We start from the raw sequence: 12830 nt of genomic DNA, 5'->3' as shown, positions 1-12830 counted from the left end.
CGTGAATCCGAGCCGCGAAAAGGGCCTCAGCTTCGGTCAGGTGACGGCCGGAGTCAAACCCGTTGCGTTCGTCACAGGATTTTTGCGGCTTTTTCAACGCATGGGACACCTGTTGAGCTTAGTCGAACAGGCTGGCGACACCGACATCGGCTGTCTGCACCGCCACGCTCAGGGTGAAGGCGAAATGTAGCAGCTGCCGCCAGGCTGCGCTGGAGTCCCGCAGGGCTCCCCTGGCGGTGTTTACAGCGAATCAACAGCCGTGCGCTGCACCGGTTTGCCTTTCCCGGCCAACCGCATCACCACCACGAAAAACACCGGTACGAACACCACTGCCAGGGTCGCGCTGAGCATGCCGCCGACCACACCGGTACCGATGGCCTGTTGGCTGGCGGAACTGGCGCCGGTGGCGATGGCCAGCGGGACCACGCCCAGGATGAATGCCAGGGAGGTCATGACAATCGGCCGCAGGCGCAGGCGCGAAGCCTGGACAGTGGCGTCGATCAGATCGTGCCCTTCATCGACCAGGCTTTTGGCGAACTCGATGATCAGAATCGCGTTCTTGGCCGACAGCCCGATCAGGGTAATCAGCCCGACCTTGAAGAACACATCGTTGGGCATCCCGCGCAAGGTGACCGCCAATACCGCACCCAGCACGCCGAGCGGAACCACCAACAGCACCGATGTCGGTATCGACCAGCTCTCATAGAGGGCCGCCAGACACAGGAACACGATCAACAGCGACAAGCCCAGCAGCATCGGCGCCTGATCTCCGGACATGCGTTCCTGCAACGACAAGCCGGTCCATTCCAGGCCCATGCCCACCGGCAATTGATCGATCAGCCGCTGGATTTCGCTCATCGCCTCGCCCGAACTGTAGCCAGGCGCAGGCTCGCCGGATACGGCAATGGCCGGGTAGCCGTTGTAGCGGGTCAGTTGTACCGGGCCTTGAGTCCAGTGTGCCCGGGTGAAGGCCGAAATCGGCACCATCCTGCGACTGTCATTGCGCACATGGATCTTGAGCAGGTCTTCGATCTGGCTGCGCTGGTCACCTTCGGCCTGGACAATGACCCGCTGCATACGGCCCTGGTTGGGGAAGTCATTGACGTAGGCAGAACCGACCGCAGTGGACAGCACCGTACCGATATCGGCAAAGGCCACGCCCAGGGCGTTGGCTTGGCTGCGGTCCACTTCCAGTTGGATTTGCGGGCTTTCGGCCAGGGCGCTTTCACGCACATTGACCAGCACCTGACTTTTTTTCGCGGCCGCAAGAAACTGGTCGCGGGAGGCCATCAAGGTCGCGTGGCCAAGGCCTGCGCGATCCTGCAGGCGGAACTCGAATCCGCTTGAGGTGCCCAGGCCATCGAGCGGAGGCGGCAGGACCGAGTAGGCGATCGCTTCCTTGATGGCGCCAAAAGCTGTGTTGGCCCGTTCAGCCAGAGCGGCGGCCGAGTCCTCCGTGGCCCGTTCGGACCAGTCCTTGAGCGTGGTGAAGGCCAGCGCTGCATTCTGGCCGCTCCCGGAGAAGCTGAAGCCCAGCAGCACCGTACTGTTCGCTGCCGCCGCTTCCTGCGCATTATGCGCCTCGATCTGCTCGACGACCTGGAGTGTGCGGTTCTTGCTTGCGCCTGGCGGGAGCTGGATGTCGGTGATGGTATAGCCCTGGTCTTCCACCGGCAGGAAGGAGGACGGCAGGCGACTGAAGCACAGGCCAAGGCCGATCAGCAGCACCCCGTAAATCAACAGATAACGGCCACTGTGCTTGAGCGCTTGCACCACCCAGCGCTGATAACCCTGGGTCAACGCCTCGAAACGGCGGTTGAACCCGCCGAAGAAGCCGCGCTTTTGCTGATGCTCGCCCGGGGTGATCGGCTTGAGCAGCGAGGCGCACAGGGCAGGCGTCAGGGTCAGGGCAAGAAATGCCGAAAACAGGATGGAGGTCGCCATCGACAGCGAGAACTGCTGGTAAATCACCCCGACCGAACCCTGCATGAAGGCCATCGGGATGAACACGGCCACCAGCACCAGGGTGATACCGACGATCGCGCCGCTGATCTGGCTCATCGCCTTGCGGGTCGCATCGCGGGGCGACAGGCCTTCCTCGGCCATGATCCGTTCGACGTTCTCCACCACCACGATCGCATCGTCCACCAGAATGCCAATGGCCAGAACCATGCCGAACAGGGTAAGCACGTTGATCGAGAAACCCAGCGCCAGCATCACCGCGAACGTACCCATCAGCGCCACGGGCACGACCAGGGTCGGGATCAGGGTGTAGCGGATGTTCTGCAAAAACAGGTACATCACCGCGAACACCAGCACCATCGCTTCGGCCAGGGTATAGATCACCTGACTGATCGAGACTTTGACGAAGGGAGCGGTGTCGTAGGGAATGTCGTATTTGGCCCCGGCCGGGAAATACCGCGACAGTTCGTCCATCTTGACGCGAATCAGCGTTGCAGTCTCAAGGGCGTTGGCCCCGGGGGCCAGTTGCACGCTGAAGGCGGTCGAGGGCTTGCCATTGAGGCGCGTACCGTACTGATATTCCTCGCTACCGATCTCGACCCGGGCGACATCGCCGATCTTCACTTTCGAGCCATCGAGGTTGGCACGCAGGACGATGTCGGCAAACTCCTGTGGCGTCGACAACTGGCCCTTGACCACCACGCTGGCGGTGATTTCCTGGGTCGAGCGGCCTGGCAGGTCGCCAATGCTGCCGGCCGCTACCTGGGCATTCTGTGCGGCAATGGCGGCATTCACGTCGCCGGGCGTGAGGTTGAAGCCAATCAGCTTCTGTGGGTCGATCCAGATCCGCATGGCGCGTTCAGAGCCATACACTTGGGCCTTGCCGACACCCTTGAGGCGCTTGATCTCGTTCATCACGTTGCGCGCCAGGTAGTCGCTCAGGCTGACTTCATCGAGACGACCGTCCTCGGAAGTCAAGGTCACCAGCAAGAGGAACCCGGCAGAGGTCTTTTCCACCTGCAGACCTTGCTGGATGACGGCTTGCGGCAATCTCGACTCGACCATTTTGAGGCGGTTCTGCACATCGACCTGAGCCAGGTCCGGATGGGTACCAGGGGCGAAGGTGGCCGTGATGGTGGCGCTGCCCAGGCTACTTTGGGACTGGAAGTACAACAGGTTGTCGGCGCCGTTGAGCTCCTGTTCGATCAGGCTGACGACGCTTTCGTCCAGGGTCTGCGCGGAGGCGCCAGGGTAGGTGGCATAGATCTCCACCTGTGGGGGCGCCACGTTGGGGTACTGCTCCACCGACAACTGCGGGATCGACATGGCGCCGGCAAGCAGGATAAACAGTGCAATCACCCAGGCGAAGACCGGGCGGTCAATGAAAAACTGCGGCATGGGTCAGGGCCTCACTGGCCGGTGGTCTGGACGATAGGGAGCGTTGCCTTGGACGGGGACGGATCATCGATCTGCACCTGGTCACCGACACGCACGTGCTGCACGCCTTCGACCACCACTTGATCACCGGGCGCCAGGCCCTCGGTCACGATCCAGCGGTCCTGCTGGACGCCGCCCAGTTGCACCGGGCGCTCGTTGATGCGTTGCTGCCCATCGACCAGCAGAACATGTGGCAAGCCTGCGCTGTCGCGCAGGACCGCCCGTTGCGGCACGCTGATGCCTTGCTGGTTGACTGCCTGCTCCAGGCGCACGCGGATGAAACTGCCCGGCAGCAGGTCGAGGTCCGGGTTAGGGAACTCGCTGCGCAGAATGATCTGGCCGGTGCTCGGTTCGACGCTGATATCGGAGAACAGCAATTTACCCGGTAGCGGGTAGGGTGTGCCGTCGTCCTGGATCAATGTGGCGCGGGCCTGGTCCTGGCCGACCTGCTGCAACGCGCCGGCGCGAAAGGCCCGGCGCAAGGCATTGAGTTCGCGGGTCGACTGGGTCAGGTCGGCATGGATCGGATCGAGTTGCTGGATGGTCGCCAATGGCGTGGATTCGTTTTGACCGACCAGCGCACCCTCGGTCACCAACGCCCGCCCGATACGCCCGGAAATAGGCGCGGTGACGGTGGCATACCCCAGATTCAGGCGAGCCCTTTGCACCGCGGCCTTGGCCGAGGCCACGTCGGCATCGGCCTGTTGTGCGCTGGCGCGGGCATTGTCGTAGTCCTGGCGGCTGACGGCGTTGATGCCGATCAGCTCGCTGTAGCGTTGTTCCTGCAGGCGAGCCTGGAAACGGTTGGCCGTGGCTTTTGCCAGGCTGGCCCGGGCACTGTCGTAATCGGCCTGGAAAGGCGCCGGATCAATGCGAAACAGGACATCGCCCTGTTTGACGTCGCTGCCTTCGCGAAACACCCGCTGCAGCACCACGCCGGCCACCCGTGCGCGCACCTCGGCGATGCGCGGGGCCAGAATGCGCCCGCTCAGTTCACTGCTGATCGCCAGTGGCTGCACCTTTACGGTTTCGACGGCCACCTTGCTCGGGGGGCTTTTTTCTTCGGGGGGGCTCTTTGAATCGCAAGCGGCGACGGTGAGGAACAACGCAAGGATGGGCGCAAGCGCGTAGAGTCGGGCGGGAGTAGACATGCGAATCTTCCATAATAGACCCCGGCATGCTAAGGCACTCGAGGTTCCAATAACAGCCAAGTCGTGTAGGACATGTGTTAAAAACTGTTAGGAATAAGGGCTTTCCTCGTTCCCGCGCGCGGGAACGGGCGGGATGTGTCAGTCCCGCTCGCGCATGAAGAACCCGGCCACGTATTTGCGGAAGGTGTCCAGGCTCTTGAAGTCGGCAAAGCGCTTGAAGGTATCGGAGCTGGGCTCCGGCCCCAGCGGCGCGTTCATCAGGGACACCGACAAGACGCGGTCCAGGTCCGAGCTCAGTACCAGTTCATCCATTACCGCGCCGCCGATCACCGGGCGACGCATGATCACCTTGACGCCTTTGCCGGCCATCCAGTCGATCAGCGATACGAGCATTTTCAGCGGCTCGCGTTCTTCGTCCCGGTACACCGGGAACAGGTGGGCCCGGGATAACACTGGCAGGGTCGCGACGTGGATCATCTCGTAGAAGTGACTACCTGCCGTGGTCGGCGAGTAAATGGCCAGGGCGAGCAGGGGGCCGCTGGTTTTCGCGCCGCCCCAGAGCAGATGATGGCCCTGGAAATCGAAACCGTTGTCGCTGCGGTCGTTGAACAACTTGCGTGCCTTGACGTCACCGATGCAGTCGAGCAAAAGCCCATAGCGGCGGTGGTTGCCGAACGCACTGGACTCACGCAGGCGCGACTTGAGCATCATCATGTGTTTCATGTCGATGCGCGTTTCCAGGTAATTGCTGGCCGGAACGCGCTCCACCAAAGGGTAACGGGTGGCGACGCTGCGCAATTCGCCGAACTGCTGGGTCAGGTCCTGCTTCAGGTGCGTGGCGTAGACATTCAGGCCACTGGCTTCGATCAGGGTGACCAGTAGCGAAAGCAGCCGATGCTGCTCCTTTTTGCCCAGGCCCTGCACGCCAGGGCGTTCGGTATCGCTGTCCGGGCTGTTGCGAAAGTCCCCGATCAGTTTCAACGGCATGTCCGGCGCCAGCCAGGCGGCCGGCGGTTCATCCCGATCGCTGCCCGGCGCTCCCGCTTCACGTTCATCCTTGATGAACACGCAGTCCACGGCGTGTTCCGGGGTTCCGGGGTTGTTCTTCAGAAACAGGGTACCGGTACTGCTGTTGAGGGTGACGTTCATCACCGGCAGCACATCGGGCCGGCAATCGCAGGCCAGCCACTGGCCGTTGCTGCGGATTTTCATCAGCAACTGATTGACTTGCAGCAGGCGATGGCCTTCCAGGCTGCCGTCGGCAAAGCCACGGGCCAGGACTTCCTCGGCGGGGGTCAGGGTGCGCACCAGGGTGCCGTTCTTTTCGATGATTCTCATGGGCGATCCCGGCCACTACGCCTTGCGATTGAGTACTGGCACGGTAAGACAAATGGCGAGAAGAGTCACTCGGGATGTAATGCGGTAAACGGCCCGCCGCTGCTCACGGTGGGCCGTGGGTTTCGATCAGCCTTTTTGACCACCGAACAACTCGGCCGCACGCCGGTTGATCTCTTCGACCGAGAGGTCTTCCTTGTGCGTGGCAAGGAACCAGACGTTGCCGAAGGGATCCCTCAGGGAACCGGTACGATCACCGTAGAACTGGTCCTTTACTGGCTCGATCTGGGTACCGCCGGCCTTGATTGCCTGGGCGAACTGCGCATCCACATCGTTGACGTACAGATGCAGGGCGACAGAAGCACCATTGGTTTGCGATTGAGAACTGCGCAGCACGCCCTGGTCGCAAGGGTCGGCGAGCATGATCGTGGAGTCGCCGATCTTCAACTCCGCGTGCCCGACCTTGCCGTCGGGGGTGGGGAGCCTGAACATTTCGATGGCGCCGAAGGCTTTCTTGTAGAACTCGATGGCTTCGCCGGCACCTTCGATCCCCAGGTACGGGGTGATGCTGTGCTGACCTTCGGGTATGGGTTTGACGGCCATTTTCCTATCCTCCTTTTTGGGTGATGACTCACCGTACAAGCCGTATGAAAATCCCTGCTGGCTTGTTGGGTCTTACCAATCAATGGACAGCAGACTCGGCGATTGGTTGTATGTATATATATACAGTATTTCGGATAAGTCAATCCCGAGCAATGAAATGGCCGCCGAACGGTGCCGTCAGGCCGGCGCCTTGCCCAGCACCCGGTAACCCACCCGCGGTACATTCGACAGTCGCTGGTCCAGCAACGTCTTGAGCGACTCTCCGGTCTCCAGGTAGGCATCGCCGAAATCGGTACCGAGCCGGCTCGGATGGGTAACGATTTCCAGCACGCCTTGTGTCGGTGGTTCGAGATTGCGCAGGTCGGCCGGGGTGCAGACGTACCCGGCTGTTGCCCCGCAGAGTTGGTGCAGCCTTCTATTGAGCAGTGTCTTGAACAGCCATTTGGCCGGCCCGATGTTCTTGCCGATGTTGCGCGCCAGGCGCACGGCCACGCCTTTCTCGGCGGCAAAACGCGCGACTATCTCGCCGATCGGCCAGATATTGTGCACATGCTGGTGGGAGTCCAGATGGCTGGGCAGCAGGTCGTGGTCCAGGCAACGTTGCCATTGCGCGTGCAGTTCTGCGCGCACGGCCTGGCGAGCCTTTCGTCCCAGCCACAGTTGATGGCGGGGCAGGTCGAGGTCGAATTCGCCGTTGCTGTTACAGAACTGTGGTTGCGCCAGGATCGCCTCGCTCAACGGGCGGCCGTAGGTGAGGTTGAAATGCAGGCCGATCCGCCCCTGCAACAAAGGCTGCTGTGCCAACACGCAGGCCGTGGTGAAGGCCGGCATATTGGCCATGATCGTGGCCGAACTGATCATGCCGGTTTGAAAGGCCCGCAGGATCACCGCGTTTTCATTGCCACTGAGGCCGAAATCGTCAGCGTTGACTATGACTTGGTACGGCATCGCGACCCTCCAGAGGTGTGTCGGTAGTGACGGCAAGCCTGGCCCGTGCTGCCGCGCGTTTGGCCCGAAGTGCTTGCAGACGGGGTTTCAGATACTGCCACAAGCGCAGGCCCAGGCCCAGGCACAGGCCGCTGGGGCGCCAGGAATAGAAGCTCCAGCGACGGTGTTCGAGCAGCCCGGTCATGCGTTCGTGCAGTTGATGGCTGGAGTTTTCCAGGCTGACCCGGGAGGCATCGATCCAGCTCCAGCCCTCGTCGAGCCCCCAATGAATCCACTCCTCGAGCAGTACCCGGCCGCTGCCCAGATCGGCGTATTGCGGCACGAAGGCCAAATTGTAGTCGTAGATCCGGCCTTGCTCGAACAGCCCGAGGCGATAGCTGATACAGCGGCCCTCGAGTTCCAGGGTCACCACCCGCACCCGGCCTTCGCCTGCGAGGGCGATAAAGGCTTCGCGCATCCACTGCTGGCGGCGGGCGTCGGCAAATATGCCCACGCCTTCGTCGCCCTTCCAGCTGACCGCCTCGACTTCGCGGATGGCGTCGAGCAACGGCCCCATGCTGGTCGCATCCGGGGTGAGCCTGCGCACCTGGGCGCCGCAGGCGGCGATACGTTTGCGCGCGCGACGCAGTTTGTAGCGTGGGTCGCCCGACACTTCCTGACGGTCCGTGTCGCTGATCAGGTGCACCGGCGCCCGGCAGCTGAGGCGGTCTTCCACGGTGGAGCTGAACCTGGCCCATTGGCTGAGCAGCGTTTCCGGTTCCGTGGAACCTGGCAGTTCGTTGAGTTGCAACAGGGCATGCGGCATGCGCCGGCGAATCTGCCTGAGTGCTTGCCGGGTGGGCCTGGGCTCGAGCGTGGCCAGTAGCGCGATACGATCGCTGAGCGGGAAACCGAGGTGATGCACGATCTTGAACGGCAGGCCGCCGAAGCGCTCGCAGGCGATAACCAGCGGCAGACACAACTGCAACTGCCCAGCTCGCCAGCCAAGCAATACTTGCAATTGTTCACCGGCAGGCAGGGCACGTTCGGCCGCGCACATCCACGCCAGGGTATTGAACGGTGTACTGCCGGCTACACGCTGACGCAGGTCTTCGTAGGCCGTGCACGGGAAGTCCGTGGTACACAATGAATTCCGCCACTCGAAGGTGACCTCTCTCATGATGCGCTCCAAGTCAGGGCGAACAACGTCTCGCCAGGTATTTCGAAGTCCAGGCGGCCATCCTGACAGCCGATTTGCGCTGTACGGCTACGGCTGTCGGAGCCGAACAAGGTCAGGATTGCAGTCGGCAGCGGGCATGTGGAGCCAGTGCCTTGCAGGCTGATGTGTTGCAGGCGTACGCCCTTGTTGACACCCAGCACACTGCGTTGTTGACCGGTGGACATGGCCAGGGCATCGACTTCGAAGGCACTGTTGTCCAGGCGCTGGACCTGGTCGAGCCAATGGGCCTGGATGAATTGCTGGGCGAGGCCCACCGGTTTCAATTGGTACCGGTCGGGGCCCAGCACTCGCACCATGCCCTTGGGGTACTCCGGTTCATCGGCGGCATGAAACCAGTTGAGCATATCGAGCAGTCCATCCTGGGCTGAATTGATCGCGACCGAAGCCCACCACAACGAAGCATAGTGACTGTCCTGTTCGTACCGGCTCAGGCTCGAGCCACTGGACATATTAGTCTGGTCCAGCAGCAGTGCCTTGCGCGGGCGGCCATTTGGCTGAAGACCGACCAGGTCCGCGGCGCGGCGCACGTTGTCGCGGTAAACCCGCGTGGCGAGCAGGTCGCGAATCATCCATTCGTGCCAGGCCAGGGCATCGATCTGTTCACCGGACTCATTGAGCATGCGTCGCGCCCAATCGATGCCTCGGCGTTTGGCACCGCCAGGAACGAACGGCCCATTGATCAGTCGAGAACTGGCAGGCATGGCAATGCGTACACCCGCCTCTCGTGCGCCAGGGTAGTCGCGGACCTGGCGGGACATGGCATCGAAAAAGCGTTTGTAGGTGGCATAGTCGCGGTAGTTGTAGTTGGGTTCGTCGGCGAAGGACAGGTAGTGCAACCCTTTGCCACCCAGTGCGACGGTGCTGGCCAGCCAGGCATCCAGGCCAGCCATGCTCTGGGCATCCGGGTTGAGATCGGCCTGGCGCTTGCTGCCGGCAAGCAGGGTTATGTCCTGATAGATGCCGAAGCGGTCCTGGTAGAGCTGACGAAAGCGATCTTCGTAGTGTGGCCTGCCGGCCAGTATGTCGACGAAACTGTAATAGCCACCAGCGCGTGGCTTGATTACATCGAATAGCGCGTGGCTTGATTGCGGCAGCAGTTCATACGGCAGGGCAACGCCGAGATTGGGCGTCGGGCCGAGCACTTCGGCGTGCAGGTTCAATTGCGTGTGGCCCGGATCCTGACGCAGCGGTTGCAAGTGTTCCGGCCGCTGGGCAAACAGATTGGCGGTACCGTCCAGCCAGAAGGCGGCCTTGCCGTCGCCCTCCAGGGTCAGTCGCCAGGTCTGGTCCTGGGCCGTGACAGGCAAGGCTGCCTGATCGAACTGCCAATAGATTCGATTAGGCTTGAGCGGCAGCGCGACCTTGAAACCGTCGGCCAGGCGCTCGGCATACAAGGCCTTGACGCCGTCGTGAAATTTGCCGGCGAGCACGGCCTGCTCGCCGCCCCGGACCTTGAAGTAGAGTTCGGTGCCGTCCGCGACGTTGGCACTGAAGTGCACCTTGGCCGGGGCGAACTGCACGACCGTGTTTCCATCATGTTCGAGGCGATAGTTGCGGAAGCTGTAGCCCGGGATCTCCACACGATAACTGGCGGCGCTGACGGGCAGTTGCCAAACCTGCCGACCGCGCGGCTCGGTAGGCGGGATAACCCGCTCGTCACGCAATTGCCCCTGGCCGTCGAGCAGGTAGATACGCTCTTCGTTGGCGTCGGCCTGCCACGCCGGGGCCCAACTGACGGTGAGGGTGTCGGCCTTGTCCGGGCGCAGGTAAAAGCTGCCGTCGCGAATCTCGGGCCAGCGCATGGGAGCGGCCTGGACCACGCCAGCGAGGCCGATCGCTACAACGGCGACTGCGGCGTACCTCATGCAGTCCTGCCTGTCAGCATTTGCCGCAATGGCAGCAGATCACTGGGCAGAATCATCAAGGTCTGCAGCAGCGGCACGCCGCTCAGCCGGCAATACAGCACCAGCATCGCCAAGGCCACCGCCAGGTAGGCGATCGACGATGCAATGGCGGCGCCGACAATGCCATAGGCAGGGATCAGCAGCACGATGAGTGCCAGGTTGAGCGCCGCGCTGAAGCCCATGATCAGGGAAATGGCGCCAGGACGGTTCTTGCCCAGCAGGTCCAGGCGCAGGATGCTCACATAGCACAGGCCAAACAAGCCTGGCAGCAAAGCCACCAGCGCGGGATAGGCCGGCTGGTATTCGGCACCGAACAGCACCACGATCAGCCACTCACCGCTCAGGCCCAGGCTCAGGCAGGCGCACAGCATCAAGGTCGCTGTCAGGCGCAGGGCCAGCGGGGTGACGCGCTGCATGTCACTGTCCTGTTGCAGCAGGCGATTCATCAGCGGTGTGGTAACGGCTTCCGGGACAATCAGCAGCAGTTCGGCGGCGGCGCTGGCCATGGCGTAATGGCCCAGGGCGGTACTGCCGAGCATGGCGCCGATGAACAAATAGTCCGCGCGCAACATGACTTGCCTGAACAGCAATTCCGGGTGACTTTTGGCGCTGTAGCTCAACAGTTCTTTCTGGCTGCTGCGATCCCAGGACAGCTTCACGGTGTGGTTGCGATGCAGCCAGATCAAACCCAGCAACACCACCAGGCTGAGGCCTGCCAGCCAACTGAGCAGGGCGGCTTCGAGGGCCGCGTTGTGCCACATCCAGAACAGGCCGAGGAACAACAGCAAGGGTGCCAGCGACTCGAGCAGACGCAAGGCACTGAAGGCAACCACGCCGCCGGAGGCATTGTGCAGGGTCAACAGCCCGCTCTTGAGCACAGCCAACGGCACTGCCAGAAGCAATAGCCAGGCCAGCAGGCCGAGTTGCACGGTGATATCCAGTTCGGTCCCGAACTCACGCATCAAGAGGACGCAAAGCGGTGTCAGCAAACCTGCGATCAGGCAGCCGAAGACCAGTATCTGGCTGAGCAGCAGGCCCATGGGGCGCTCTTTGGCGGCCTGGTAACCAACCGCCGAATTCAGGCCGCCGCTGGTGACGGCGCTGATCAGGTCGGGCAGGGCGCTGAGCAGGGCGAACAGGCCGCGTTCGCTGGGGCCGAGAATGCGCGCCAGCAAGACGTTTCGCAGCAACTGCAAGGCAATCATCGCCACGCGGGTACCCATGCTCAGTACCAGATGACGAATGTAGCGCTCACGGTTCATGCGCGGCCACCGCGGCTGATACGCCAGGCCAGCAGCGAAGGGCATTTGGCATTGCGCTGACTGACACCAATGCGCGGCAGGGCCAGTGGATCGTCATTGCCGCGGCAGATACCGGCCTGGGTGCTCAGGGCATAGGAGTAACGGTGGCTGGCGAGGCGTTGACGCACCCGCAGGTCGTTATCGCCATTGGGGTAGCAATAGACCGGCAAGGGTTGCTGGCAGCCCTTGGCCAGGGCGTCACGGCTGCGGCAGAGCTCCTGCTCCAGGTGGTAGTCGTCCAGACCGGTGAGTATCGCATGGCTGGCCCCGTGTGGACCGAAGCTGATCAACCCGGACGCTTCCAGGGCGCGCACCTGCTGCCAGTCCAGCGCTTGCGGCAGTGACTCGTCCGGGCAGCGCTTGGTCAGCGTGCTCAAGGCATGTGCCGGCAGTGTTTTCAAACTTTGCAGATAATGGGCCAGCGCCAGGCTGCGGCGCTGGTCGTTGTCGGCAATATGATAGGCGGCTGGCAAGGGCCTGCCGATTTTTTTCAGTTGCTCGACCAGGCGCTGGCGAGCCACTGTGCCATGGGTCCCCCACAGGGTTTCGCCGATGCTTTCCCACCAGAAACGCTGGTGACTGCCAATGTAGTCGGTAGACAGGAAAATGCTTGCCGGCACCTGGTGGCGCTGCAACAGCGGAAAGGCATTGAGCGCGTTGTCACGCCAGCCGTCGTCGAAGGTCAGCGCCACTTTTGGCCGCGAAGGCGTTTTGCCTGGAGCGTCCTGTTGCAGCAAATCCATCAACGGTACGCATTCGAAATGCTGTTTCAGCCAGCGCAACAATTGCTCGAAGGCCTGGGGGCCGACGCACAACTCGTTGCGATGGGGCAGTTCGGCGCTTCGGTCATCGGCCAGTATCCGGTGCAACATCAGGATCACACCGGCTCCACGCAGTTGTCGGCGGCCTACCGGCGAGTTGAGATAAAGCCAGCCACTGGTGCGCTTGAACATTTGTTTGATTGGCATGG

Annotated in this window: 10 protein-coding genes; 1 reads left to right on the top strand and 9 read right to left on the bottom strand. The window is 62.2% G+C overall.

Annotated features, from left to right (window positions below; translation table 11 throughout):
* The first annotated feature begins 1 nt into the window (after position 1).
* Entirely contained in the window at positions 2 to 190 is a 189-nt protein-coding gene (locus NVV94_RS14140; RefSeq protein ID WP_258443031.1) for a hypothetical protein, read from the top strand.
* Positions 191 to 240: 50 nt separating this feature from the next.
* On the opposite strand, the gene NVV94_RS14135 is transcribed toward NVV94_RS14140, so the two are convergent.
* The 9 genes from NVV94_RS14135 to NVV94_RS14095 form a co-directional block, all read right to left on the bottom strand.
* On the bottom strand, positions 241 to 3360 hold the full coding sequence (locus tag NVV94_RS14135) for an efflux RND transporter permease subunit (protein ID WP_258443030.1): 3120 nt from the start codon (positions 3358 to 3360) through the stop codon (positions 241 to 243).
* A gap of 11 nt (positions 3361 to 3371) precedes the next feature.
* Entirely contained in the window at positions 3372 to 4550 is a 1179-nt protein-coding gene (locus tag NVV94_RS14130) for an efflux RND transporter periplasmic adaptor subunit (RefSeq protein ID WP_258443029.1), read from the bottom strand.
* 138 nt (positions 4551 to 4688) lie between these two features.
* Entirely contained in the window at positions 4689 to 5888 is a 1200-nt protein-coding gene (locus NVV94_RS14125) for a hypothetical protein (protein ID WP_258443028.1), read from the bottom strand.
* A 126-nt stretch (positions 5889 to 6014) separates the two neighbouring features.
* Positions 6015 to 6488, bottom strand: a complete 474-nt coding sequence (locus NVV94_RS14120) for a VOC family protein (protein ID WP_258443027.1) — start codon at positions 6486 to 6488, stop codon at positions 6015 to 6017.
* A 177-nt stretch (positions 6489 to 6665) separates the two neighbouring features.
* Entirely contained in the window at positions 6666 to 7436 is a 771-nt protein-coding gene (locus NVV94_RS14115; RefSeq protein ID WP_258443026.1) for a carbohydrate deacetylase, read from the bottom strand.
* Positions 7408 to 8595, bottom strand: a complete 1188-nt coding sequence (locus NVV94_RS14110; RefSeq protein WP_258443025.1) for a GNAT family N-acetyltransferase — start codon at positions 8593 to 8595, stop codon at positions 7408 to 7410. The genes NVV94_RS14115 and NVV94_RS14110 overlap by 29 nt, the downstream gene beginning before the upstream one ends.
* Positions 8592 to 10520: a hypothetical protein gene (locus NVV94_RS14105; protein ID WP_258443023.1), complete on the bottom strand. Its 1929-nt coding sequence runs from the start codon at positions 10518 to 10520 to the stop codon at positions 8592 to 8594. Before NVV94_RS14105 ends, NVV94_RS14110 begins: the two co-directional genes overlap by 4 nt.
* Complete coding sequence (locus tag NVV94_RS14100) at positions 10517 to 11821, bottom strand: oligosaccharide flippase family protein (RefSeq protein WP_258443022.1); 1305 nt, start codon at positions 11819 to 11821, stop codon at positions 10517 to 10519. Before NVV94_RS14100 ends, NVV94_RS14105 begins: the two co-directional genes overlap by 4 nt.
* A complete protein-coding gene (locus NVV94_RS14095; protein ID WP_258443021.1) occupies positions 11818 to 12828 on the bottom strand; it encodes a polysaccharide deacetylase family protein in 1011 nt (336 codons plus the stop codon). The genes NVV94_RS14100 and NVV94_RS14095 overlap by 4 nt, the downstream gene beginning before the upstream one ends.
* Between the last annotated feature and the right edge of the window lie 2 nt (positions 12829 to 12830).

Origin of the sequence: Pseudomonas sp. LS1212, assembly GCF_024741815.1 — a bacterium.
In the GTDB taxonomy this organism is placed as follows: domain Bacteria; phylum Pseudomonadota; class Gammaproteobacteria; order Pseudomonadales; family Pseudomonadaceae; genus Aquipseudomonas.
The sequence above is the reverse complement of the archived record's forward strand: the minus strand, read 5'-3'. Positions and strand labels throughout refer to the sequence as shown.